Below are 25870 nucleotides of genomic sequence, written 5' to 3' on the forward strand. Positions count from 1 at the left end.
CACGCAAGAAACCAATTGAAGAATACTGGATTGCAGCATCAGCCTGATTGAATAAAAATATGAACCAAACACTGTTAGTCGAACTATTTACCGAAGAGCTGCCGCCTAAGGCATTGGCCAAACTGGGCGACGCTTTTGCCGCCGGCATCGTCAACGGCCTGAAGAGCCGCGACTTCCTGGAAGCCGATTCCATCGTCAACTCCTATGCATCGCCGCGCCGCCTGGCGGTCGCCATCACCAATGTGCGTGCGACATCGCCGGACAAGCTGATGCGTGAAAAGGTCTTGCCGGTATCGGTGGCGCTGGACGCAGAAGGCAAGGCAACCGCACCGCTGGCCAAGAAACTAGCCGCGCTGGGCTTCCCCGACCTGGCAGTCAGCGAGCTGGAACGCGCAGCCGACGGCAAGGCCGAAAGCTTTTTCTATAGCTATACCGCTCCCGGCTCCGCGCTGGCGCCCAGCCTGCAAGCCGCACTGGAAGATTCCGTCGCCAAGCTGCCCATCCCTAAAGTGATGAGTTACCAGCGTCCTGACGGCTCTACCGTGCAGTTCGTGCGTCCTGTACACAGGATGATCGCCTTGTATGGCAGCGATATCGTGCCGCTGAGCTTGCTCGGCCTGAGCAGCGACCGCATCACGCTGGGCCACCGCTTCCTGTCCTCCGGCGAAGTCAAGATCGACCATGCGAATGACTACGCCGCAGCATTGCAGGTACAAGGAAAAGTTATCGCCAGCGTGGCTGCCCGCAAGGAAAAAATCCGCAGCGATCTGCTGGCCAAAGCCGGTAGCGACCAGGTGCTGATGCCGGAATCGCTGCTGGACGAAGTCAGCGCCCTGGTGGAATGGCCGGTCGTGTATGAATGCAATTTCGAAACCGAATTCCTGAGCGTGCCGCAGGAATGCCTGATCCTGACGATGCAGACCAACCAGAAATACTTTGCGCTGACCGATGCCGCAGGCAAGCTGCGTTCGCGCTTTTTGATCGTATCCAATCTGGAAACCAGCGATCCCCGCCACATCATCCAGGGCAATGAGCGCGTTGTGCGTCCACGCCTGTCGGACGCAAAATTCTTCTTTGAGCAAGACAAGAAAAAGAAACTGGCAGACCGCCTGCCGGGCCTGGCCAATGTGGTTTATCACAACAAGCTGGGCAGCCAGGCAGAGCGCATGGAGCGCATCAAATCGCTGGCGGGCAGCATCGCCGCCGCAATGCATGCAGACGTCGCTCTGGCGCAGCGTGGCGCCATGCTGGCCAAGGCCGATTTGCTGACTGACATGGTTGGTGAATTCCCTGAGTTGCAAGGCATCATGGGCACCTACTATGCACGCCACGACGGCGAGCATGATGAAGTCGCCCTGGCCGCTTCCGAGCACTATCAGCCGCGCTTTGCCGGCGATAATTTGCCTTCATCTGCAACCGGCACTGCAGTTGCGCTGGCAGACAAGCTGGAAACCCTGGTCGGCATCTGGGGCATAGGCCTGCAGCCTACCGGCGATAAAGATCCGTTCGCACTGCGCCGCCATGCTCTGGGCATCCTGCGCATGCTGGTGGAAAAACGCCTGAGCTTGTCGCTGAACCAGTTGCTGGCAGATACCGTCAAGCTGTTTGCCGGCAATGCCAACTTCAAGGATCCTAGCGCCGAAGTGTTGAACTTCCTGCAGGACAGGCTGCGCGGCCAGTTGCGCGAACGCGGCTTTGCCCAGAATGAAGTGGAAGCGGTAGTAGCGCAGAATCCGGATACGCTGGACACCATCGTGGAACGCCTGGAAGCAGTGAAAGCCTTTGCTGCCTTGCCGGAATCTGCTTCGCTGGCTGCTGCCAACAAGCGCATTACCAATATCCTGAAAAAAGCCGAGGGTACTCCTGGCGCCGTGCAGGCAGGCCTGCTGCAGGAAGCTGCGGAAAAAGCCCTGTACCAGGCTATGGCGGATGTCAAACCCAAGGTTGATGCGGCATTTGCCAAAGGCGACTTCACCGGCGCCCTGAAAACCCTGGCCGCCTTGCGTGCGGAAGTGGATACCTTCTTCAACGACGTCATGGTCAATGCGGAAGATCTGGCACTGCGTAACAACCGCCTGGCATTGCTGTCGGAACTGCACGGCATGCTGAACCAGGTAGCCGACATCTCCAAGCTGGCGGCGTAAGAGAAATACGCAAAATACGCAATATACGTAACATAAGCGGCAACATCCTCTCGCCTGTCGTTTCGGATTCACCCGAAACAACAGGCGATGTTTTATGATGTAAGCTGCACTCACAATCTCAATGCCTCAATAGGGACTAGAGCCATGAAACTGATTATTCTGGATCGCGATGGCGTCATCAACCATGACTCCGACGAGTTCATCAAATCGCCCGATGAATGGATACCTATTCCCGGTTCGCTGCAGGCGATCGCCAGGCTGAACCAGGCCGGTTATCAGGTCGTGGTCGCTACCAACCAGTCCGGTATCGCACGAAAGTATTTCGATATGGCGACACTGAATGCGATCCACCAGAAAATGCATATCGCCGCCCAGCAAGTCGGTGCCGAAATCGATACCGTCTTTTTCTGCCCGCATGCTGCCGACGAGAGCTGTGATTGCCGCAAACCCAAACCCGGCATGCTGCATGAAATTGCGCGCCGCTACGATATCAGCCTGAAAGGCGTGCCCACCGTCGGTGATTCGCTGCGCGACCTGCAGGCCGGGTTCGTGGTCGGCTGCATTCCGCATCTGGTATTGACCGGCAAGGGCAAAAAAACGCAAGCGACCGGCGGCCTGCCGCCTGGCACCCTCATTCACGCCGACCTGGCGGGCATGGTGGACAAATTATTGCAACATTCATCCGGCACGACTGCAGCCGCTTAAACCAAACCCAGCTACTGCGCTATTGCCACCCATCCGGAGACACGATGACCCGCTTCACACAAATTTTACGTTCCGTCGTATTCATGCTGCTGATGGCGATCGCCACCATCATCTGGGCCATGGCCTGCTTCCTGTTTGCGCCACTACCCTACAACAAGCGCTATTACTGGACCTCGCGCTGGAATGTGTTTGTCATCTGGACCGCCAAGGTCATCTGCGGAATACGCTATGAATTGAAGGGCACGGAAAACCTGATCGACGCACCGGCCATCCTGCTGTCCAAGCACCAGTCTGCGTGGGAAACCATTTTCTACCTGATGATCATGCCGCGCCCGCTGGTGTATGTATTCAAGAAAGAACTGACCTACATTCCCTTCTTCGGTTGGGGCATCGCACTGCTGCGCATGATCCCTATCGACCGCAGCAAGGGCAAGGATGCTTTTGCCCAGGTAGTGGCGCACGGACGCAAGCGTCTGGCAGACGGACAGTGGATCATCATGTTCCCGGAGGGCACTCGTATCCCTGTTGGCGAAAAGGGGTATTATAAGGGTGGCGGTACGCGCCTTGCCATTGAGACCAAGACTCCCGTGATTCCTATTGCAATGAATTCCGGCGAATGCTGGGCCAAAAATTCCTTCGTCAAGAAACCTGGCTTAATCACGGTCTCCATCGGCAAGCCCATCTATCCGGAAGACATGACTTCGCAGGAAATGATGCAGAAAGTCGAAGCCTGGATAGAAGGCGAAATGCGCGTGATTTCGCCGCATGTTTATAAACAGGATTGATACGGCAGTAAAAAAGCAGGGACCAGGTCCCTGCGCTGCCTGGTATCCATACCAAGCAAGAGAAGCGAGACTTGAAAGCACGACAACCCTTATTGCATCAACCGCTGCAGCTTGCGCTGCAACTGGATCTTTTTTCCGAAGCACCGGCTGTACAGCCGCCTCCACAGCATCTGCAGCCCGGTGCATCCGCGCCGGACACGCTTGATGGACAAGCCGGCAAGCCTGCGATACCGCCTGCATTACCAATATCACCCATATCCCTCAGGTCGCCGTCCCCGCCGGCAGCGCCACCGCGTCCCCCGGCAGGATCCAACAAACGGCAGATCCTGATCCAGGATTACTGGCTGGAATACAGCCTGCAACGCTCCAAGCGCCGTACCATCGGTTTCCTGATCAATGAAGACGGCTTGCGCATGACCGCGCCCAAATGGGTCACCATCGCCGACATAGAACAGGCTATCCGCGAAAAGCAGCGCTGGATCACGAACAAACTCAATGAGCGGCGCGAGCGCAGCAACCAGCGCCTGCAACCGAAAATGAGCTGGGACGACGGCGCCAAACTGCCCTACCTCGGCAGTGAGCTTACCTTGCGCATACAGGCCACGCAGGCAGCGGGGGTGCGTTACGACAGCGATAGCCGGGAATTGACGGTCTGCCTGCCGGGCGGTGCGACCGAGCAGCAACTGAAGGACCGCGTGCAAGCCTGGCTGCAGCAGGAAGCGAAGCGTATCTTTAATGAACGCCTGCCCATCTATGCAGAGAAACTGGGAGTCAGCTACCAGTCCATGTCACTGTCTGCCGCCACCACGCGCTGGGGTTCCTGTACCTCGCAGGGCAAGATCAGGCTGAACTGGAGATTGATCCATTTCTCGCTGACCCTGATCGATTATGTGATCGCACACGAATTGTCGCATCTGCGGGAGATGAACCACAGCCCACAGTTCTGGGCTACGGTACAATCCATCTTCCCCGATTTTGAACAGGCCAAACAAGCTTTACGGCATCATGCAGCTGAGGAGCTGCCGGTTTTCTGAACCGAGTATTAACGACCAACCACAAACCCAATCCGGAGTTACACCATGCGCATCCTGCATACCATGCTACGCGTCGGCAACCTGCAACGCTCTATCGATTTCTATACCCAGGTGCTGGGCATGAGATTGCTGCGTCAGTCCGACAATCCTGAATACAAATATACTTTGGCCTTTGTCGGCTACGGCAATAATCCCGACCATGCAGAACTGGAGCTGACCTACAACTATGGCGTGGAGCAATATGATATCGGCACCGCCTACGGCCACATCGCGCTGGCTGTGCCGGATGCGTATGCAGCCTGCGATGCAGTAAAAGCCAAGGGCGGCAATGTCACCCGTGAAGCAGGGCCGGTCAAGGGCGGCACTACCGTCATTGCCTTCGTACAAGATCCTGACGGCTACAAGATAGAGCTGATTGAGCGCAAGAACGAAACCGGCGGTGTGGGTTTGCGTTGAATAGATTAGTAATCTCACTGCGATGAAGTTGCGCACGTCACCGCTGAGTCGCCAGTAAAAAAGGGGTTTATTGCTTTCGGCAATAAACCCCTTTTTTACATCGCCCAGCACTCACACATGCCCACACTGTAAAAAAGCGAGAGACTATCTCGAGCAGGCAGGAGTCCCTTATAACGACCAAATCATAGATGAGTCAAAGTCAGCGGAAGAGTCCTTTAAGACGTTAGGTGAGAAATACGTGCCAGTCCTAGTTTCCTCTACAGAATTGGTTGTGGAATTTGATCAAAAGGCTTACGCTAATTTAATTCAACTTGCCAATTCAAAATGAGTATTATCGGGTTCATCAATTTATTAACCAGTTAGAAGGACCAAAATAAAATGCGAATTCTTTTTTTGATGAGCATCTTCTTAACTTTAAACGCTACCGCACAGCCGAGGACAAGCCCTGAAGTGTGCTACCAACGCTGCACCACTGTCCCGCTGGACGAACCAGATTCTTATACCGAAGGGTTCACCGCAAAACTTAAGAAGATCCAAGCAATGAAAAAGGACGAAACTGACCCGGAAAAACTTAAAAAATTGGATGAAGCGGAAAAGAACGAGATAGAGAAGCTAAGAAATACGATCGAAAGATCATGCAGCAAATTTTGCCATTTTTGAGTAACAACTTTTGAGTACTTATGAGTACATCTGGCTATAAAATAGAACGCATCGTGCGTAAGCAAAACGCAGGCGGTACGAGCTTGCGCTGAACGGCCAGCAATAGAGGGACGGTCCTCTGGAAGTAGCCGTCTTGTCTGCCCTCCCATAAAAAGGGGTTATTGCAATGAGCAATAACCCCTTTTTTATATCTTCTACACCTCAGACATGCCCATGCCGCCTGAAGTAAGCAATCAAGCCGTTGGTTGACGCATCCAGGCTAGCATCATCTGCCTGGCCGCCGGTAATGGATGGCAACAGGCGGTTCGCCAATTGCTTGCCAAGCTCCACGCCCCACTGGTCAAAGGAATTGATGCCCCAGATCACGCCCTGCACGAAGACCTTGTGCTCGTACAGCGCCAGCAGCATGCCAAGCTGGAAAGGGTCCAGGCTAGGCATCAGTATCGTCGTTGAAGGCTGGTTGCCGGCAAACACCTTGTGCGGCAACAGCTTGGCAATATGCGCATCACTGAGGCCTGCGGCAGACAGCTCTTCCCGCGCTTGCGCTTCGGTCTTGCCGAAGGCCAGCGCAGAGCTTTGCGCCAGGCAGTTCGCCAGCAACGGCGCCTGATGGCCGGGCAGAGGATAATCGCTGGATGCTGCGACTACAAAGTCGCAGGGAATCAGCCAGCCACCCTGGTGCAGTAACTGAAAAAATGCATGCTGCCCGTTTACGCCTATCTCGCCCCAGACGATGGGATTGGCGCGGCAGGTCAGCGGTTCGCCGTCGCGGCTGACGGTTTTGCCATTGGACTCCATCTCCAGTTGCTGCAGGAAGGCCGGCAAATGGCGTATGGACTCGTTGTAAGGCAGGATCGCCGTTGTTTCCGCGCCGAGGAAATTGGTGTTCCAGATAGAAATCAGGGCCAGCAGTACCGGCAGGTTTTTTTCCAGCGGCATCTGCTGGAAATGGTGATCCATGGTTTCTGCACCCTTCAACATGCGCTCAAAACCATTCATGCCTATCGCCAGAGCCACTGACAAGCCAACAGCCGACCATAAGGAATAACGGCCCCCGACCCAATCCCAGATTTCCAGGATGTTGCTGTCGGGAATACCGAACTCATGCGCCTTGGCAGGGCTGGAGGTCACCGCGATAAAGTGCTTGCCGACTGCCCACTCTTCCATCGCAGCGGCCAGCAGCCAGTTGCGCGCCGTCTGGGCATTAATCGAGGTTTCCTGCGTGGTGAAGGTCTTGGACGCCACGATAAACAGCGTGGTGCGCGGATCCAGTTGCTCCAGCAAAGGCGCCAGATGTGCGCTATCCAGATTGGACACGTAGTAAAAAGTCAGGCCGGGATGCTGCAACGCAGACAGCGCGCGCGTTGCCAGCTTGGGGCCAAGATCGGAGCCGCCTATGCCGATATTGACGATATTCTGTATTGCATCACCCTTGAAGCCGCGCCACAGACCGCTACGCACCCGCTCGACGATGTCCCGCATCTGCTTGCGCACCGCCCTGACCTGAGGCATCACATCCTGCTCGGCATTCGGAAACGGCGTAAATTCCAGATGGCGCAGGGCCGTATGCAGCACCGAGCGCTCTTCGCTGACATTGATCTTTTCGCCGGCAAACATGCGGTCGCGCCAGCCGGCCACATCGGTAGTGCGTGCCAGTTCTATCAGGCTGGACAGCGTTGCCGCATCTATCCTCTGTTTGGAATAGTCAACCAGCAAGTCATCCAGCTCGAAGGAGAAATTGGCAAAACGCTCCTCATCGGCGGCAAACAGGTCACGCAGATGCACATGCTCCAGCCTGTCCTTGTGGTCCAGCAGGGCCTGCCATTCAGGGGTATTGGTTATATTCATAGTGTTCCCGGGCTATCCGAAAGGAAATCGGAGAAAATCATTGCAGATGATTATAGGTGATAGTTTGTCATTATCGAAACTACCAGCGCATTCGCGGGAAGGAATTCCGCTTATTCGCAACAAGCATGACAGACAGCAAGCAATATACGAATAAAGCTTGTGAATTGAAGAGAGGCATAGCCTGCCGGGAGCCCGGCAGGCAGGAAGAAAAAGCTACAGCCTAGCGCGCGGAAAGCAATTGTGCCAGCGCTACGTATTGCTCCAGGGGGATAGTCTCAGGACGCGCCTGCGGATCAACACCGGCAGCGATCAGCTCCTGCTCGGTAAACATGCCGGCAACGCAATTGCGTACGACCTTGCGGCGTTGCGAGAAGGCCTTGGTAACCACCTCTTCCAGCTTTTTCACATCGCAAGCCAGGCGTTGCGCCTTCGGTATCATCCTGACGATGGCGGAATCAACGCGCGGCGGCGGGTCAAACGCGGTAGGCGGCACCACAAACAGCAACTCCATGTGATAGCGCCACTGCAGCATCACCGACAGGCGGCCGTAGGCTTTACTGCCCGGCTCTGCCACCATGCGCTCCACCACTTCCTTTTGCAACATGAAATGCTGGTCTTCCACCTGATCCACATAGTCGGCCAGATGAAACAGCAAAGGGCTGGAAATGTTGTAAGGCAGGTTACCAACCACGCGCAGCTTCTTGCCCGCAGCCACAGGAATAGAACCAAAATCAAAGCGCAGCGCATCGCCTTCATGCACGATCAATTTGGCAGAATCGAAATTCTTCTTCAAGCGCGCCACCAGATCACGATCCAGCTCCACCACATGCATGGTCGTCAGCGACTCCAGCAGCAAACTGGTCATCGCAGCCAGGCCAGGCCCGATTTCCACCATAGACTGATCCGGTTTAGGATCAATGGAGCGGATGATATTGCCCAGGACGAGCTGGTCGGTCAGGAAGTTTTGACCAAAACGTTTACGTGCGATGTGTTTCATATGTTTTCTATTTTTATTACCGATCAAGCAGAGTGCGCTCTCTACTCATTATTCATCTATATGGCTAACTCTAGATATTAAATTGTGCTTCGTGGGTACAAGCCGGGGGTGGCCCGGCGGCCACTCACTTTATTTTGCTTCGCCAAAATAAAGTAAGCAAACAAAAGGCGACCGCAGACTTGCCCTACGGGTGACGGCGCGAAGCGCCATCACATTTTGCGCATCTCAAAAAATGGGAAAGGAACGAAACTCGCCTTCGGCTCAAACAACGTTCCTTTCTGATCCATTTTCTGCGAAGCACAAAATGCCACGTCCCCAGCGGGGGCAAGTCAAAACCAACATCAACAACAACCCCAATCAAGCCAGCCTATTGCGCTGAGCAAGTTCTATTTGTTATTAGAGAATCTGGTTGCTGTTGTTTTTGACTTTGTCTTTGACATTCAACCGCTCGGAGCCTCGCCGATTGTGCGATACAGAAAATGGATCAGAAACAGGTGTGTCTGAGCGCAGCGAGTTTCGCCTGTTTCCCATTTTTTGTACCGCATAATCGGGTACCCCGAAGGGGCGAGGCTTGCGGTCGCCTTTTTTGGCTTACCTTTTTTGGCGAAGCAAAAAAGGTAAGTAGCCGCCGGGCTACCCCCGGCCGGCAATCCAAAAACAATGCTGCCCGATTTAGATAAACCTTATCCGAAAGACGCGGCACGTGCCCGCACCATCCCAGCCGCAACCCTGACAGCCACCAGCATACTCCCCACATCCGCCAATCCTAAACCCTGCCCCGCCAAATCCAGCGCCGTCCCATGATCCACCGAAGTGCGTATCAGAGGCAATCCCAGCGTAATATTGACGCCATTGCCAAAACTGGCATGCTTGAGCACCGGCAAACCCTGGTCGTGATACATGGCCAGCACGCAATCTGCCTGTTCCAGATATTTTTGCTGGAACAGCGTATCTGCCGGATATGGGCCGGTGGCCGTTATGCCCAGTGTTGCGGCATGCTGCAGTACTGGCGTAATTACATCGATTTCTTCGCGGCCGAGATATCCGTTCTCACCGGCATGCGGATTCAAGCCTGTCACCAGGATGCGCGGCTGCGCCAGGCCAAATTTTTGCCGCAAGTCCTGGTCGATAATCTGCAGCGTCTTCAGCAGGCTATCAAAGGTGATTGCAGCAGGCACATCTTTCAGAGGCAGGTGCGTGGTCGCCAGGGCCACCCTTAAGGGCTGCGGCAAGGTAGCCGATGCTTCGCAAGCCAGCATCATCACCACTTGCGCAGTACCGGTTTTTTCCGCCAGATATTCCGTGTGGCCGCTGAAAGCGACGCCGGCATCATTGATCGTGCTTTTTTGCAGCGGCGCAGTGACGATCGCATCGCACCAGCCGGCAGGCGGCATCACGCTTTCGATCGCAACATCCAGTGTATGCAATACCGAACGGCCATTCCTGGCATCCAGTTGCCCGGGTATGACATGGGCAGCCAGGGGGCAATCGATGACGGTGATTTGCCTGTCGCTGCAATTGGGCAGGCCGGTGTGGCGCAGCGCCTCCAGCGAGACGCCCATCAGGCTGATATCCGGAGATATCTCGCCGGCCAACATGGACAGGTAGGCGGCATCGCCGATCAGTACCGGCCGGACTTCACCGCGTAGCTGCCATGCCGCCCTGATGGATATTTCCGGTCCTATGCCCGCTGGTTCTCCAACGGTCAGTGCAATGACCGGAAGTTTCATTATTTGTCTTCTGTACGGAATTCTACATAAGCACGGTCACGCAACTGGCGCAGCCAGTCTTGCAGCGCTTCGTCGGCCTTGCGATCACGTACTGCCTGGCGAGCCGCAGCGCGCTGACGGTCTTGCGACACGTCATCGGTCTTGCGTTCTGTTACCTGGATCAGATGGAAACCGAACTGGGTTTCTACCGGCTCGCTGACCTCATTCAATGCCAGCTTGTTCATTGCCTGCTCGAATTCGGGTACGGTATCGCCTGGATAAATCCATCCCAGATCGCCGCCCTTGGAAGCAGACGCATCATTGGAGAAGCTCTTCGCCAGGTCTTCAAATTTCGCCGCATTATTATCCAGGCGTTCCTTGAGCTCGATCAGCTTGCGCTTGGCTTCTGCCGCAGGCACCACCGAGCTGACCTTGATCAGGATATGACGCGCATGCGTTTGCTGTACCGACGTGGCAGCCGCTGTCTTGCCGCCATTCATTGCACGCTTGCCGACCAGCTTCAGAATATGGAAGCCGTTAGGGCTCTTGATGATCTCGGAGACTTCGCCTTCTTTTAACTTGGAAACCGCATCCACAAACAATTGCGGCAGCCTGTCCTGCTCACGCCATCCCAGGTCGCCGCCTTTCAGCGCCTCGCTGGCATCCGAATAAGTTACGGCCAGCTTGGAAAAATCGCCGCCGACTTTCAGTTTTTGCATGACTTCTTCAGCACGCGTGCGACGCAGAGCAATTTGCTCAGCAGATGCATTTTCCGGAATACGGATCAGGATCTGTGCCAGGTTCAATTCTTGCGATGCGCTAGTGGGCTTGGCTTCCGCCGCCAGGTAGTTGTCGATCTCAGACTCTGTCACTTGTATCTTGTTGTCGACTTCGCGCTCGCGGATGCGCTGCATCATGATTTCATCGCGGATCTCTTCGCGGAAGCGCGCATAAGGCGTGCCTTCGCGCTCGATCTGGTTGCGGAACTCTTGCACCGACATCTTGTTCTGTTCGGCCATCCTCAGCAGCGAGCGGTCCAGGTTGATATCGTCAACACGGAAACCATTCTCTTTCGCCAACTGTATCTGCGCCCGGTCCACAATCATGCGTTCCAGTAATTGCTTTTGCAGTTCGGCCTTGCTCGGCAAAGGCGTGCCCTGTGCCGTCAGGCGACGCTCCACCGTGCGCATGCGGTCATCCAGCTCTTGCTTGGTGATGACCTCATCATTGACTACGACCACGATGCTATTGACTTGCTGGGGCTTGCCGGACTTAGCAGTCGTACTTGCAGCAGGAGCAGCGACAGGTGCCAGCGGGGCTGCAGCCGGCGCGGCGCCAGTCACAAACGGGGATTGCGACCATGCGGAAGAACTCAACACCAGGGAAGCTGATATCGCCAAGACGGAAAAGAAATTACGTTGATTCATGTGCAAGATGTTTCGCATAGTGATCCAAAATTCATATAAAAACAGGGGCCAGACGCTTCAGTTCAGCACGGCGGGCAATAGTCTGACCGCTTTTCAGTGCTGTAGTTCTTGGCCCAACTGTCACTCATTCTCAGCAAAAGCTGAAATATACACGCTAATCCGCAGACTGATAACCCGAAATATTCTTTTTCAGGACATCGATAGGATTGGAGCCCAGTCCAAACTTGCCCAAACCGTTCAACTCCAGTTGGAAGGAGAAAGCACTGGTCGATTGCAATGTTGCCGTAGCAAAACGTTGAATGATGACTCTAAATGCCCAGCAGTCCTGCCTGTATTCAAAACCGGCAACGCCTTCCACCAGGCGCTTATCCAGGATGGAGTAATTACTCCTGGCCACGCCGTACCAGCGCTTGGCAAGCGGCCACTGGGCTGAAATATCCAGTTGCTCCAGAGTATCGCGCTGGAAACGGTATTCAGCGTTCAGCACCTTGCCTGTTTCAGGCTGCCAGCGCAGGCCATAGTTAGCCCTTACTGACTGCCTGTCGGTCTGGCTCAGTTGCAATGCTGCATCGGCGCTCAGCGTCTTGGAGATCTTGCCATCCGCGGACAGCAACAAGTCGGAACGGCTCTGTGAAGCAGCAGCATCCGGCAGGGTCACTCTTTGCGTATTGAAATAGAAACGTTGCCCAACAGCAAGGCGCAGACGCTCTTCACCGGATGCTTCGATAAAGCGGGAAATCAGCGCTGCGGTAATCTGGTTGGAATCGCCTATGCGGTCGCTGCCGGTGAAGCGATTCTCACTGAAAATCTGCGCAAAGTTGAAATCGGCGGTGGCGCTGTCAAAGTTAGGGAACAGGCTCTGGTCTTTATACGGGGTGCGTACATAGAACAAACGCGGTTCCAGCGTCTGGGTCAGGTCGCGGCCAAAGAAATTGGCCTTGCGCTCGAACACCATGCCGCTGTCTATCGACAAGGTCGGCAATACGCGATTCAGATCTGTCGGCTGGCCAGGATCCGGATTCTCCAAATGGTAATTTGTTGCGTGCAGCGATACCTTGGGCGTAATAAACCAGCCAGGATTAATGATAGGGTAGGACAACTGCGGGTTCAGTACCGTGCGGTCGCCACGCACCATGCTCGGGTGCCAAAAACGGGTCAGTGAAGAATCCACGGCCCAGTCGAAGCCCATCAGGTCGCGCTGCTCGGCATGGAAATTGAGCTGCGGCAAACGGTCGTACGGGCGGGTGATAGGCGCGGCCAGATCTTGCAAAACCTGGTAGTTCGATACGCGCAAACCCAGGCTCCAGATGGAACCGTAATAGACCAGGTCCGCCTCGCGCAACAGCAGGCGCTGCGCGGTCTTGGTGATGGAGCGTGAGAAATCGCTAGGATAATCATCGTCCGAGGCAGCGTTGATATCCCACGAGAAATCTACGTTAGGCAACAGCTTTTGCTTGTGGACCGAAGCGATGGACCAGCGGTCGGTATTGGTCTGCTGGTCATGCAGCAGGCCTTCCACGCTGGTTTCACCGGAATAGGTTTCCCCCAGATAACGCCCTTCCACACCCAGTTGCAGGCCGCGGCGGGCGATGAATTTAGGGAAAATCGTCAAATCGCGATTCGGCGCAATGTTGTAGTAGTAAGGCAAGCCAAACTCAATACCGCCTTTGGACGACGCACCAAAAGTCGGCGGCAGCAAGCCGGACTGGCGCGCGCCGGACAAAGGAAAACTGAGGCTGGGCGCAAACAGGATGGGCACATCCTTGAAGTACACGGTGGCCTTCTTGGCCACGCCGCTATCCAGGCCGGTATCCAGGTTCAAGGTATCCGACTTCAAATACCAGTCCGGGCTTAAGCCCTCGCAGGTGCTATAGGTACCCTGGTTGATGACGGAATGTTCGCGGCTCAAGAAATCTATGCTGTTGGCATGGCCCTGCGCATTGTTCTTGACCAGCTTATAGATAGGATTTTCTATATGGCCCAGGCCCGCATCCATTTGCATGCGTGCGGAATCACCGGTATAGCAATCACCATAACGCTGCAGGCTCATGTTCCCGGAAGCATCCACCTCGTCTTCCAGGTTGCGGTAGGTCGCCCTGTCCGCCTTGATTGTCATGCCGCCCTTTTGAATCTCAACATGGTCATCAAAATTGGCAATACGCTCAGGGCGGCCGCTCATGGACTCGGATTCGATAATGGTGGGAGCGTCTTTGTCGGCATCCCTGTCGACGGGTTTATTGCTGCCTATCAGCTTCACCTCAGGAATAGACTCCTTCGCCTTCTTGGCAAGCGCAGGCGCCAGGGGTGCAACAGGTGTTGCAGGTGTCGCAGGTGCAGTAGTCTGCTCCGTGGCGGCAGTCTGGGCTTGAGCGGAGATGGCGGGAGCAATCGCGGCGACGACTATCGCAGAGAAAGTAGGAAACAACTGCTGTGGATGAGATAATACGGGTTTCCAGCGCATGTAGATGTTTAGGTAGATGTAAAGTGGTACTTAAAAGCCAACATCGCGCCAACATCGGCGCTTGATTTTAAATTAATCGCCTATTATAGGTGAACTTGGTGGAAACACGGGCAAGTTGCCGTTTCCATACGCATTAAGACCTGTGCATGAAAGGCCGGGAAGGTGTAGATATCGCCTGTCTGCGATCTGCATCTCCCGTTCTGGCACAGGCCAGATGAAAATAAGTCAATAAGATAAGTTAATAAATAATATAGAAGCTTGGTCATGTCATCTACACAAACAACAGAAAACGAACGCCTGCCGGCTATCCATGGCTGGCTGGCCAGCATCAGCACTCCAGCCCTGAAGCCGGAAACCCTGCGCCGCGCATCCGCGGACGCCAGCTTCAGGCGTTACTACCGTGTCGATGCGGCCGATGGGCTCAGCTATATCGTAATGGATGCACCACCTCCCATGGAGAGTGTGCAGCGCTTTGCCAAAGTGGCGGAGCTGTTCGGCAAGATAGGCCTTTCAGTGCCGCACATACTGGCAGAAAATGACGAGGCCGGCTTTTTGCTGCTGACGGACCTCGGCAATACCACCTATTTTCATGTGCTGAACAATGACAGCGCGCACAAGCTATACATGGATGCGATTGATTCGCTGATCCTGCTGCAAACGCAGAGCCAGCCGGACGTGCTGCCGGAATACGACCGCGCACTGCTGCTGAAAGAACTGATGATCTTCCCTGAGTGGTACATCGGCAAGCATCTGGGCGTAACGCTGACGGAAGAACAGACCGAAACCCTGAATAAGGTATTCGAAGCGCTGCTATCCAACAACCTGGCACAGCCGCAGGTATTCGTGCACCGCGACTACCATTCGCGCAATCTGATGGTCGTCGACAAGGGTAGCCCGGGCATCATCGATTTCCAGGATGCCGTATACGGCCCTATCACCTACGATCTGGTTGGCCTGCTGCGCGACGCCTATGTGCAGTGGGATGAAGAAATGGTGCTGGACTGGGCCATACGCTATTGGGAGAAAGCCAGGCGCGCCGGCCTGCCGGTCAATCCCGACGTCGACAGTTTTTACCGTGACTTTGAATTCATGGGCCTGCAGCGCCACCTGAAAATACTCGGCATTTTTGCGCGCCTGTATCACCGCGACGGCAAGGACGCTTATCTGAACGATATGCCGCTGGTGATGGAATATGTGCGCAAGACTGCACAGCGATACAACGTATTGATACCGCTGCTGCGTCTGCTGGACGTGCTGGAAAAGAACACGCCGCAGTTTGGCTATACGTTCTAAAGCCACCGCCATGACACGCTACCGGAAGGCGCATGCTTTCCGGCTCTTGCTGCCGCGCCTGCTTCATGGTCGCAGCCTGGCCTCGTAAAAACTAGACACGAAAAAAGATCCCTCCGATGAAAGCCATGTTACTCGCAGCCGGCCGTGGCGAAAGAATGCGCCCGCTGACAGATGCCTGCCCTAAACCCTTGCTGAAAGTGCGCGGACGCCCGCTGATCGTCTGGCATATCCTGAACCTGGTCAAGGCAGGGATTACCGAGATCGTCATCAACCATGCTCACCTGGGGCAGATGATAGAAGATGCCTTGGGCGACGGCTCGCAGTTCGGTGCCAGGCTGCAGTACTCGCCCGAGACAGTGGCGCTGGAAACCGGCGGCGGCATCGCCAATGCCTTGCACCTGCTGGGCGATGAGCCATTCATCGTAGTCTCTGCCGATATCTATATTCCGCACTTCAATTTTGAAGAGTGCAAGAATACGCTGGAAGACAAGGACATGTGGGGCAATCCGCATCCTGCAGACAAGCGCGACATCGCATGGGTATATATGGTCAAGAATCCGCCTTACCATCTGGAAGGCGATTTTGCGATGAGCCTGATGGGCTTGTCCAATCAGGGCGAACCCAAATTAACCTTCGGCAATATCGGCGTTTACCGGCCTGAGATGTTTGCGAGCGTCACACCTGGCGAACATATGCGCCTGGGCACTTTGTTGCGCCAGTATGCCGACCGCGGCCAACTGGGCGGAGAACTATACAGCGGCATGTGGTACAACATCGGCACGCCTGAACAACTGGCGGAACTGAATGCGCCATTGGCTGCGCCGCAAAAGAATTCGCCTAATTAAAAAACTGGCAGCACGTTCAAAGGAAAACCAGCATGAGCCTTGAGTCATTTATCAAACGACGCAATCAGTTATTGGACTTGATGCAGGCCCAGGGCGGCGGTGTCGCGATTCTCCCTACTGCGCGCGAAATGACACGCAATAGCGACAACCATTTTCCTTTCCGGCACGACAGCTATTTTTATTACCTATCCGGCTTCACCGAGCCGGAAGCAGTGCTGGTGCTGATTGCCGGCCCCACCGGTAAGCGCAGCGTATTGTTTTGCCGCGAAAAAAACCTGGAACGGGAAATCTGGGACGGCTACCGCTTCGGTCCTGAGGCGGCCAAGGAACATTTCGGCTTTGATACGGCCCATGCAATTGAGGCGCTGGATGCAGAGATGCCCGGCTACCTGGCGGATGCGGGAACGCTGTACTACAGCACCGGCGCCGACAATAATCTTGATGCGTCATTGCAAAACTGGATGCAGGCAGTGCGCAGCAAGGCACGCTCCGGCATCTCTGCACCCGATAAGACCATAGACGTGCGTGTCTTGCTGGATGAGATGCGGCTGCTCAAGGATGATTCAGAGATCAAGCTGATGCAGCATGCGGCGATTATTTCCGGCGCTGCCCATGCACGAGCGATGCGCTTCACGCAGCCGGGCCGATATGAGTACGAACTGGAAGCGGAACTGTTGCACGAATTCCGCCGCCGCGGTTCACAAGCGCCGGCCTACGGTTCCATCGTCGCGGCCGGCGCCAATGCCTGCGTGCTGCACTACTCTTCCAATAACGCGTTGATCAAGAATGGAGATCTCGTGCTGATCGATGCTGGCTGCGAGCTTGACAGCTACGCGTCCGACATTACCCGCACCTTCCCTGCCAACGGCAAGTTTAGCGGCCCGCAAAAAACTCTGTATGAGCTGGTGCTGGCCTCGCAGCAAGCGGCGCTGGAATGCGCACACCCCGGCTCACGCTACATGGACGGCCACAATGCCGCAGTGCGGGTGCTGACGCAAGGCATGCTGGATACCGGCTTGCTGCAGAAGGACAAAGTCGGCAGCGTCGATGATGCAATCGCCAGCGGCGCATTCCGCCAGTTTTACATGCACGGCACCGGCCACTGGCTGGGCCTGGATGTGCATGATGCAGGCAATTACCGCATAATGGAAAGTAGCGAAAAAAATACCACTAAGACAGCCGAAGAAAAGCCCTGGCGCCAGTTGGAAGCCGGGATGGTCATCACAATAGAGCCGGGCATCTACGTGCGCCCGGCCGAGGGTGTGCCGGAAGAATACTGGAATATCGGCATACGCATCGAGGACGACGTACTGATTACCCACGAAGGTCATCTGAACCTGAGCCGAGACACGCCGAAAACAGTGGCAGAAATTGAAGCAGAGATGCAGTAGTAGCCCAAACCGGCAAAGCGAGCGAGAAAGTATGAGCAGCAGTGAAACGATGACGCCAGGCGCAAACGATTTTGATGTCGCCATTTGCGGCGCCGGCCCGGTAGGCCAGGCCCTGGCCTTGCTGCTGGTCCGGCGTGGCATGGACGGCAAACGGATTGCGCTGATCGATGCAAAAGGCATCGATCAGGCCATGCAGGACAGCCGTTCCATCGCCTTGTCATTCGGCAGCAGGCAGTTGCTCGCCGGCGCGGGTGCATGGCCGGCGAATGCAAGCCATATTGCCACCGAGATCCATCAAGTGCACGTATCGCGGCGCGGCCATTTCGGCCGCACGCTGATTGATTGCAGGGAATACGATCTGCCGGCACTGGGCTATGTTGTCCGCTACGGCAAGCTGGTGCAGCCGCTGCATAAGGCTTTGCAAAACACCAGCGTGGCCGTCATGCGGCCTGCGCAGGTGCTCGCCATCAATGAAAGCAAGGATGCCGTCACGCTGAACCTCGGCGATGGCAGCAGCCTCACCGCAAGTATCGTTGTGCAGGCAGAAGGCGGCACTTTCGATACCCAGGCGGAGAAATCCCGCCGCCACGACTATCAGCAGACTGCGATTGTTTCGCATGTCACGACCAGCCTGCCCTTACCCCAGCGCGCATTTGAGCGCTTTACCGAACAAGGCCCATTGGCCCTGTTGCCGCAAGAAGACGGCTATGCGCTAGTATGGTGTGTGCGTCCTGACACTGCGGAAAAATTACTGGCGCTGGATGATGCTGCCTTCACGCAGGCGCTGCAAGCTGCATTCGGCCAACGGCTGGGAGATATCCTGACTGCCAGCAAACGCTTTTCCTTTCCGCTGGGCCTGAATGCCCAGGCGCAGGCCACTGCAAGAACGGTCACTATCGGCAACGCCGCCCAAACCTTGCACCCTGTCGCAGGCCAGGGACTGAACCTGGGATTGCGTGACGCCGCCGTACTGGCCACGCTGCTGACGGAAACCCCATTAGCTGCAGCGACGGCAGGAGCCAGCGCAGCCATCCTGCAGCAATTCCTGACACAGCGCGACAGCGACCGCGGCAGCAGCATACGCCTGACCGACAGCATGGCCAGGGTATTCGCAGGCTCGGCAGACGGCTCACCGATACAGGCCCTGCTCGGCGCAGGCCTGGGCGCGCTGGACCTGTTCAAACCGGCAAAGAAAATACTGGCAGAGCAGTTGATGTTCGGCTGGAGATGAATGCCTGCTGCACTGCATCTACAGCAGTTACAGCAGCGACACCCTGCAGCCAGGCCGGATTTTTATTGATGTATTAAAATAAAACCTGATATCGCTGCGCATTAAAATACAGACGGGAGGAAACTTGCTTGGTCCGCTAGACGCCGATGAGATAAAAACCCGCCTGCCCGAGCGCAGCGAAAGTGCGCGCCTGATACTGCGCAAGCCTGGCCTTGCAGACATAGACCGGTTGTTTGAAATCTGCGGGGATCCGCAGACCAATCTGTATAACCCCGCCGGCCCTTACCCGAACATCCAGAAAGCGCAGGCAGTGATGGCAGCATGGCTATTGCATTGGGAGCAGCGCGGCTTTGGACAATGGGCAATTTCCAGCAAGGAAGCGCCAACACAAATCCTCGGTTTCGGCGGGCTGGCGGTGCTCAATTACCTGGACCAGCCACGCATCAACCTCGGCTTTCGTTTTGCGACTGAGGCCTGGGGCCAAGGCTATGCCAGCGAAATGGCGCATACCGCATTGGAACTGGCCTTCCAGCACATGAAATTCTCGGCTGTGCATGCCAAGGTACGCCCCGCCAATCTGGCCTCTATTGCAGTACTGGAGCGTCTTGGCATGCAGCGGGACGGTACTACAGACGACGTGCCGGGTCAGGAGCAAAGCCTGGTGTATCTGATGCGCCGGGATTTCCCACGGCCGCCGCTACGCCGCTAGTCGTCAGGCCCAACTCTGTGCTGAAGCCGAATACTTCTCCCGCCCAGATAAAGACTATCCATACCAGGATGCCGAACGGCAGGTAGCCGGCATAACCCAGCAGCGGCATCTCGGCGAAAATATGGATCACATTCACATACGGAATATCGTAAATCCAGTAATTCGGATTTGTCTGTAATGCAGTATCAGGATGAGCGCTACCGTAGTTCCAGGCTTCCCAGAAAAAGCCATTGAACAGGGAGCTAAGCGCCATCAGCAGTATCGGGCTCCAGTTGCCTTCTGCCATCGCGCTAAACGGCGTCCAGATATTTTTGCGTATCAACTGGCCGCTAATAATCGCCAGCAATCCTATCCACAACACCCAGAACAGCGGATAAGGGAAAACCACCATCAGCGCAATCGACAGCAAGCCCAGCCACAGTAAAGGCGCTCCCGGCAAAGCCAGCTTGGGGCCTTGTGAATAGCGCGCCACTAGCGAAGGGAAAGTGTTCAGCAAAGAATACCATTCAAACACGGCAGGCCACACCGTGGTGTACGCGATGATGAACAGGAACACGATCATGCCATGGCTGAGTGCGGGAATATGCGTATTCGGGTAGTACCAGTTACCCAGTGCAAAGTAGTCCAGATATTCAAACACGCCCCACCCGGCTATCGATACTATCGCCGAAATAAACAAGGTCGTTGGGCGCTTGGACAACAGGGAGCTGCCGTTATTGCGGCGATAAGTCAGCCCATCCAGCACCAGGATGAAACCCCACCACAAGGGTGTGAATGCGTAATAGACCAGCTCGCCGAAGGGGGTGATCTTGGTCCACATCAGCCACCAGAAAAACAGCGTCAGCACGGCGCCTATCCAGAACCAGTAGGGCAAGCCCACCATGGGCGCCGGAGGATTAGGCGTCACCGGCTTGAAACCGAACCAGGTCGGCTTGATCAGGAAGGCAGCGATCACCAGTTCCACCAGTGCGACTACCACAAACGCCAGCAGCCAGAACGGCGGTGCCGCAGCGACAAACTCTGGAGGAAACACGCCGAAACCGGGCGGCAGATGAGTAGTCGGGTACACAAACCAGGCCACGGCGAGTGGCAACAGCATGCTGGCAATCATAGGCCAGATCAATCCCAGGGTACGGCGCATAGTTTCTCCAGTTAAGGGTAACGGTGGGGTAACGGTTGGGTAACAGCAGTGACAGCGGACAGCAAGGCGAACAGATACGGGCGCTTGAACAAGCGCTTATTACGAAAAATCAGGCGAAAAACCAGGTGGCGGCCAGGCGGCAGCGGCCTTATGTCTGTAGCTGAGACTGGTCTGAGGCGCGCCGCCTGTGCAATTGCTTTTGCAAGTACATGCGCGCGTCGGCCATCTGCTTCAGGTTTGCCTTGCTGGGGTCTTCCTTGACCAGCGCAGAACCGAAGCTGGCACCGGCGATGCCGAAATTATCCTTGCGCAGCAGTTCCATCGTGCCTTCCAGCATTTCTTCTATATAGGCCGTATCGCCGCTGCGGCAGGTAATGGCAAATTCATCCCCGCCCATCCGGTGCAGGATCGCGCGATTCCCCAGGCGTTTTTTCAGGTGATGGGAAAAGCTGCACAGCAGCTCATCACCGCGCAAGTGGCCATAGGTATCGTTGTAGTGTTTCAGCCCATCCAGATCAATGATGGTCAGGCTGCCCTCTGCTGGCAATTGCACGATTTCAATCTCCAGGTTGAAGCGGTTCGGCAATCCTGTCAGGGCGTCGGTATGCGCGATCAATATGCTGCGCTTGGCATCGTCAATCGCGATCTGCCTTTCCTTGTTCAGCAAGGCAAACTGGTAAGACAGCACCAGCGCCAGCAGGAAGACTTCCACGGCTACTGCCAGCAAGCCTATATGCTCCACATACAGCGTATGGGCATCCATATGATTGAGCGAGATCGAGGTCAGCGCCAAGGTAAAAAAGGTAGCAATCGCAACCAGATACAGTCGTGCTGACGCATTGCCCTGCCGCGCACGCGATATCCCTGCAACCAGGCCGTAGGTGATGAACAGGCCAACGCCGTAGCGGTCCAGTTCCAGCGACCAGTTCGGGAAAAAGCCGGCCAGCACGATAAAGCCCATGAATAGCGCCAGCAACAGGATGCCGGCGCGGTACAGGCGCGGCTGGGCGCCCGGCTTGATTTCCAGCAGCGCCATGACAAAGACAATGTATGCGCAATTGGAAAACAGTACCGGCACGCTGATCATGTAAAACCAGTGCATATCAAACAGATCCGGGTACACCAGCAAGGCAGTGCCGTTATACAGCAGGTTACCGAGGATGAAGATCGCATACATGCGTTCAGCCGTACGCTTCCTGACCATGGCCAGCGCCGCATAGTAAAAACCCAGGCCTAGAAATACGCCGAGGCAGACCAGCACCAGCGCATTGCCTGCCTTGATGGAGGCCCGGTAATCATCCAGCGTGTCGAGGTAAGGATGCGGCTGCGCCAGGAAAAATGGGGAATCGAGTTCCGTGACCAGGCGGTAGTCGCCGGGCGGCAGCAATAGCTCGCGGCCATGGCGCAGGAAGAAAGGATTGGCGACCTTGCTCTGTATTCCGCCTTCGAGGTGCGCAAGCAAATGCCCCTGCGCGTCATATACATAATGCTGGAATTTTCCTATGGTGCTGGAACTCTTGAAGTCCAGCACATAGGTCTTTGCTTCGGCTATCTTGAAATCGGCCTGGAACCAGAAGCGGCCACCGGTGGCGTTCAATTGTTCCGCCTTGCTCAAGCCGGAGTCAGCGAGCTGGCTTTGCCCCTGATATTTCCAATTCGCCTTTGCCTGATACCAGCTTCCGGACATATCGACGGGAGCGGCAAACGCAAGGAAGGGCAGTATCGCCGTCAGGAACAAGAAGGTTTTGATGAGCCGCCTGCTCCACCCGGAAACACAGGCTGAGTACATGTACTGCAGCCGCCGCAGCCATGACTTGCCAGGGTAGCCCGCTAAGGAGGATGCTGTCAGGGCTATCAATTTATTCAATGAGTGATCAAAAATGAAAGCTGCAGGGGTAGTTCATTCTAATAGGTCTTTTCTGTTTCTGTCTATCAACAATCGCGAACCAATAGCGGAATAGCCCAAAATGCCACATGCCTGCGCCAGACTGCATGGTGATACTTTGCTTATGTAGTATCAGCTTATAGGCAGGCTGCTGACTGGCTTGATCTCTTCCATGCATATCATCGAGCGCAACGAGGCTACGCCCGGAACCTGCATCAGCCTGTCCGTCAGGAATTGCGACAGGCTCTTCAGGTCCGGGGCCACAACTTTCAGGATGTAGTCAAAGTCACCGGAGATGGTGTGGCACTCTATGATGTCCGGGAAAGCCATGATGTTGCGCTCCACCTCGCGCACATTGCGGAATTGTTCGCGGTCCAGCGACAGATTGACGAAGGCCGTGACACCCAGGCCTATCGCTTCGGCCTCGACCTGCGCCACATAACCGCGGATGATTTTTCTTTCTTCCAGCATGCGCACCCGGCGCAGGGTTTGCGGCGCAGACAAGTGGATGCGCTCCGCCAGTTGCAGATTGGTCATGCGCCCGTCATCTTGCAGGTGCTTCAAGATACTGCGGTCGTAATTATCCATTTCAGCCATGCCAGCCCCTTGTTGCCAAATATCACATATTTTATAAATTAAACTTAATTAGAAATTAAAGTACATATTTTTACTTTAAAAGTAATTTAGTTTCATAAACTAACCGATTTTGCTGTGATTTGGCAATCTAATTTCCAGCCACCCTCGATACAATGAAGCTGCAGCAGTCAGCAACGGCAGCAAGCTGTCCTTATTGGAGTTTTCTACAAATCGCCGCATTTTTTCCCGCATGCCCGCTAATTTGCGCGGACACTGGCCATGGGTAGATTTATAGAAGTCCCCAATGGAGATGCATCGCCGTTATTTCATAATAATTTCGGAGAACATCATGGTGACCTTCATAGGCACACAGGAAATGCAGGCGCATTTAAGGAAAACCCGGCTGGAAGATGCCATCGGCCGTTTGTCAGGCATGATCAAGGACGATTATCTGCGCTGGTCACATTTTGATAAATGCGCCAGGGTGGCCAGCCATTCGGACGTCGGCGTGATTGAGCTGATGCCGATCTCGGACGGCCAGCAGTATTCGTTCAAATACGTGAACGGCCATCCGAAGAACACGCAGGCCGGCCTGCTGACCGTAACCGCTTTTGGCGTACTGTCCGACGTGCATACCGGCTACCCTCGCCTGCTGTCGGAACTGACATTGACTACCGCCTTGCGCACTGCCGCCACCTCGGTATTGGTCGCGCAATACATGGCAAGGCCGGACAGCCGTTGCATGGCGCTGATAGGCAACGGTGCCCAGAGCGAGTTCCAGGCTATCGCCTTCCACTGCCTGCTGGGCATAGAAGAGCTGCGTGTGTATGATGTCGATCCCGCGGCGACCGACAAGCTGATCCACAACCTGCGCACTTATCCGAAACTGCGCATCATCCGGGCTGCGTCCACTGCGGAAGCCGTCAAGGGTGCGGATATCATCACTACCGTGACTGCCGACAAGACCAATGCGCTGATCCTGTTGCCGGAAATGATAGAGCCTGGCATGCACATCAATGCAGTAGGCGGCGATTGCCCCGGAAAAACGGAGTTACATGCTGCAATATTGGAAAACGCCCATGTCGTCGTAGAATATGAGCCGCAATCGCGCATAGAAGGGGAATTGCAGCAAATGCCGGCGGATTTCGCGGTAACGGAATTCTGGCAAGTGCTGGAAGGAAAGGTTGCCGGGCGAGCAAGTCCGCAGCAAGTCACGGTATTTGATTCTGTCGGTTTTGCACTGGAAGATTTTTCAGCAATGCGCTACCTGGAGAAATACGTCGTGCAGAAAGATGCCCGCATCCTGGACCTGATACCGGAATTGCTGAATCCGAAAGATTTGTTCGGCATGGGAGTCGGTTCGACGGCACCTGCAAGTAGCTCTACTGCAGCTCCTGCAACTTCGAATGCGTCCCGCAGCAGCATGCCGCAGGCCGTACCGATTAACGTTTAAGTTTGACCATAGATTGAGACTACACCACGAATGAAAACAATTTCCTTGATTGGCGCACCTACCGACGTAGGCGCAAGTGTCAAAGGCGCGGGCATGGGCCCGGATGCCTTGCGTGTTGCCGGACTGGTAGAGGCCTTGCAGGCGCGCCAGTTGCGGGTAATCGACCACGGCAATCTGCACGGGCCGGCCAATCCATGGCAAGAGCCGGTGAACGGCCTGCGCCACCTGGAAGAAGCAGTGGCCTGGAACCAGGGCCTGTTCGACGCTGTCGACAGCGCCCTGAGCCAGGGCCATATGCCCATGATGATGGGCGGCGACCACTGCCTGGCAATAGGCTCCATCAGCGCCGTTGCCAAGCATTGCAGGAAAGTAGGCAAGAAGCTGCGCGTACTGTGGTTTGACGCCCATGCCGACAGCAACTTGTCCAGCATCAGCCCCACCGGCAACATCCACGGCATGCCGGTCGCCTGCCTGATGGGTCACGGCCCTGAACAACTGATCCATTACGCCGGCCATACGCCGGCAGTAAAACCGGACGAAATCCGCCTGATCGGCATCCGCAGCGTGGATGAAGGCGAAAAACGCTTCATCCATGAAATGGGCATGCAGGTCTACGACATGCGCTATATCGACGAATACGGCATGCGCGCAGCAATGAACGCCGCCCTAGAAGGCGTGGATGAAAACACGCACCTGCACGTCAGTTTCGACATGGACTGCCTGGACCCGGCGATTGCCCCCGGCGTCGGTACCGCAGTATTGGGCGGACCTACCTACCGCGAGGCGCAGTTGTGCATGGAGATGGTGGCAGATACCGGTTTGCTGGCATCACTCGACGTGGTGGAGTTGAATCCTGCACTGGATATACGGAATCAGACTGCCGTACTGGCGGTGGATTTGATTGAGAGTTTGTTTGGGAAGTCGACGTTGGTCAGGATTAATGGATAAGGGCGTCTTTATCTAAGGACAGTGCTTAATATTTGAATTGCACTTCGTAGATACAGGCCGGGGGTGGCCCGGCGGCCACTCACTTTATTTTGCTTCGCCAAAATAAAGTAAGCAAACAAAAGGCGACCGCAGACTTGCCCTACGGGTGATGGCGCGAGCGCCATCACATTTT

At 55.4% G+C, this 25870-nt stretch carries 22 protein-coding genes; 14 read left to right on the plus strand and 8 right to left on the minus strand.

The window, feature by feature from the left end; all coding sequences use genetic code 11:
- Positions 1-59 precede the first annotated feature (59 nt).
- From glyS to IEW12_RS13870, 7 genes are all read left to right on the plus strand, one after another.
- On the plus strand, positions 60-2144 hold the full coding sequence (gene glyS, locus IEW12_RS13840; RefSeq protein WP_188566587.1) for a glycine--tRNA ligase subunit beta: 2085 nt from the start codon (positions 60-62) through the stop codon (positions 2142-2144).
- Between the two features lie 144 nt (positions 2145-2288).
- Positions 2289-2849: a D-glycero-beta-D-manno-heptose 1,7-bisphosphate 7-phosphatase gene (gene gmhB, locus IEW12_RS13845; protein WP_188566588.1), complete on the plus strand. Its 561-nt coding sequence runs from the start codon at positions 2289-2291 to the stop codon at positions 2847-2849.
- A gap of 44 nt (positions 2850-2893) precedes the next feature.
- On the plus strand, positions 2894-3634 hold the full coding sequence (locus IEW12_RS13850; protein ID WP_188566589.1) for a lysophospholipid acyltransferase family protein: 741 nt from the start codon (positions 2894-2896) through the stop codon (positions 3632-3634).
- A gap of 71 nt (positions 3635-3705) precedes the next feature.
- On the plus strand, positions 3706-4668 hold the full coding sequence (locus IEW12_RS13855; RefSeq protein ID WP_229751105.1) for a M48 family metallopeptidase: 963 nt from the start codon (positions 3706-3708) through the stop codon (positions 4666-4668).
- Between the two features lie 45 nt (positions 4669-4713).
- Entirely contained in the window at positions 4714-5124 is a 411-nt protein-coding gene (gene gloA / locus IEW12_RS13860; protein WP_188566590.1) for a lactoylglutathione lyase, read from the plus strand.
- A gap of 70 nt (positions 5125-5194) precedes the next feature.
- The gene (locus tag IEW12_RS29105) at positions 5195-5452 is read left to right on the plus strand and encodes a glutaredoxin domain-containing protein (protein ID WP_188566591.1); all 258 of its coding nucleotides are present in this window, start codon (positions 5195-5197) and stop codon (positions 5450-5452) included.
- 68 nt (positions 5453-5520) lie between these two features.
- The gene (locus tag IEW12_RS13870) at positions 5521-5784 is read left to right on the plus strand and encodes a hypothetical protein (RefSeq protein WP_188566592.1); all 264 of its coding nucleotides are present in this window, start codon (positions 5521-5523) and stop codon (positions 5782-5784) included.
- Between the two features lie 201 nt (positions 5785-5985).
- Here the strand turns inward: IEW12_RS13870 and pgi are convergent, their stop codons facing one another.
- The 5 genes from pgi to IEW12_RS13895 all read right to left on the minus strand — a co-directional run bounded on the left by pgi (position 5986) and on the right by IEW12_RS13895 (position 14226).
- Entirely contained in the window at positions 5986-7632 is a 1647-nt protein-coding gene (pgi, locus tag IEW12_RS13875; RefSeq protein ID WP_188566593.1) for a glucose-6-phosphate isomerase, read from the minus strand.
- A 220-nt stretch (positions 7633-7852) separates the two neighbouring features.
- Complete coding sequence (gene rsmA / locus IEW12_RS13880; protein WP_188566594.1) at positions 7853-8629, minus strand: 16S rRNA (adenine(1518)-N(6)/adenine(1519)-N(6))-dimethyltransferase RsmA; 777 nt, start codon at positions 8627-8629, stop codon at positions 7853-7855.
- 683 nt (positions 8630-9312) lie between these two features.
- Complete coding sequence (pdxA, locus tag IEW12_RS13885) at positions 9313-10359, minus strand: 4-hydroxythreonine-4-phosphate dehydrogenase PdxA (protein ID WP_188566595.1); 1047 nt, start codon at positions 10357-10359, stop codon at positions 9313-9315.
- Positions 10359-11765 carry a peptidylprolyl isomerase gene (locus tag IEW12_RS13890; protein WP_229751106.1) on the minus strand — a complete coding sequence of 469 codons (1407 nt, stop codon included), beginning with the start codon at positions 11763-11765 and terminating at the stop codon, positions 10359-10361. The genes pdxA and IEW12_RS13890 overlap by 1 nt, the downstream gene beginning before the upstream one ends.
- 154 nt (positions 11766-11919) lie before the next feature.
- Complete coding sequence (locus tag IEW12_RS13895) at positions 11920-14226, minus strand: LPS-assembly protein LptD (RefSeq protein WP_188566597.1); 2307 nt, start codon at positions 14224-14226, stop codon at positions 11920-11922.
- A gap of 264 nt (positions 14227-14490) precedes the next feature.
- On the opposite strand from IEW12_RS13895, the gene IEW12_RS13900 reads away from it, so the two are divergent.
- From IEW12_RS13900 to IEW12_RS13920, 5 genes are all read left to right on the plus strand, one after another.
- Positions 14491-15519, plus strand: coding sequence for an aminoglycoside phosphotransferase family protein (locus IEW12_RS13900; RefSeq protein WP_188566598.1), 1029 nt, complete (start codon positions 14491-14493; stop codon positions 15517-15519).
- A gap of 116 nt (positions 15520-15635) precedes the next feature.
- Positions 15636-16364 (plus strand): N-acetylmuramate alpha-1-phosphate uridylyltransferase MurU, encoded by a 729-nt coding sequence (gene murU, locus IEW12_RS13905; protein ID WP_188566599.1) that lies wholly within the window; start codon positions 15636-15638, stop codon positions 16362-16364.
- A gap of 32 nt (positions 16365-16396) precedes the next feature.
- On the plus strand, positions 16397-17755 hold the full coding sequence (locus tag IEW12_RS13910; protein WP_188566600.1) for an aminopeptidase P N-terminal domain-containing protein: 1359 nt from the start codon (positions 16397-16399) through the stop codon (positions 17753-17755).
- Between the two features lie 31 nt (positions 17756-17786).
- Positions 17787-18986, plus strand: coding sequence for an FAD-dependent monooxygenase (locus tag IEW12_RS13915; RefSeq protein WP_188566601.1), 1200 nt, complete (start codon positions 17787-17789; stop codon positions 18984-18986).
- Positions 18987-19110: 124 nt separating this feature from the next.
- A complete protein-coding gene (locus IEW12_RS13920; protein ID WP_229751107.1) occupies positions 19111-19695 on the plus strand; it encodes a GNAT family N-acetyltransferase in 585 nt (194 codons plus the stop codon).
- On the opposite strand, the gene IEW12_RS13925 is transcribed toward IEW12_RS13920, so the two are convergent.
- The 3 genes from IEW12_RS13925 to IEW12_RS13935 form a co-directional block, all read right to left on the minus strand.
- On the minus strand, positions 19613-20836 hold the full coding sequence (locus IEW12_RS13925; protein ID WP_229751108.1) for a hypothetical protein: 1224 nt from the start codon (positions 20834-20836) through the stop codon (positions 19613-19615). The two genes, IEW12_RS13920 and IEW12_RS13925, sit on opposite strands and share 83 nt — an antisense overlap.
- Positions 20837-20984: 148 nt before the next feature.
- Positions 20985-22625, minus strand: a complete 1641-nt coding sequence (locus IEW12_RS13930) for a GGDEF domain-containing protein (RefSeq protein WP_188566602.1) — start codon at positions 22623-22625, stop codon at positions 20985-20987.
- Positions 22626-22853: 228 nt separating this feature from the next.
- Entirely contained in the window at positions 22854-23318 is a 465-nt protein-coding gene (locus tag IEW12_RS13935) for an Lrp/AsnC family transcriptional regulator (RefSeq protein ID WP_188566603.1), read from the minus strand.
- Positions 23319-23646: 328 nt separating this feature from the next.
- Between IEW12_RS13935 and ocd the strand changes: the two genes are divergently transcribed.
- On the plus strand, positions 23647-24750 hold the full coding sequence (ocd, locus tag IEW12_RS13940; protein ID WP_188566604.1) for an ornithine cyclodeaminase: 1104 nt from the start codon (positions 23647-23649) through the stop codon (positions 24748-24750).
- Positions 24751-24780: 30 nt separating this feature from the next.
- Positions 24781-25698, plus strand: a complete 918-nt coding sequence (gene rocF / locus IEW12_RS13945; RefSeq protein WP_188566605.1) for an arginase — start codon at positions 24781-24783, stop codon at positions 25696-25698.
- Positions 25699-25870 lie beyond the last annotated feature (172 nt).

This window comes from Parundibacterium terreum, assembly GCF_014636315.1.
GTDB lineage: Bacteria > Pseudomonadota > Gammaproteobacteria > Burkholderiales > Burkholderiaceae_D > Undibacterium > Undibacterium terreum.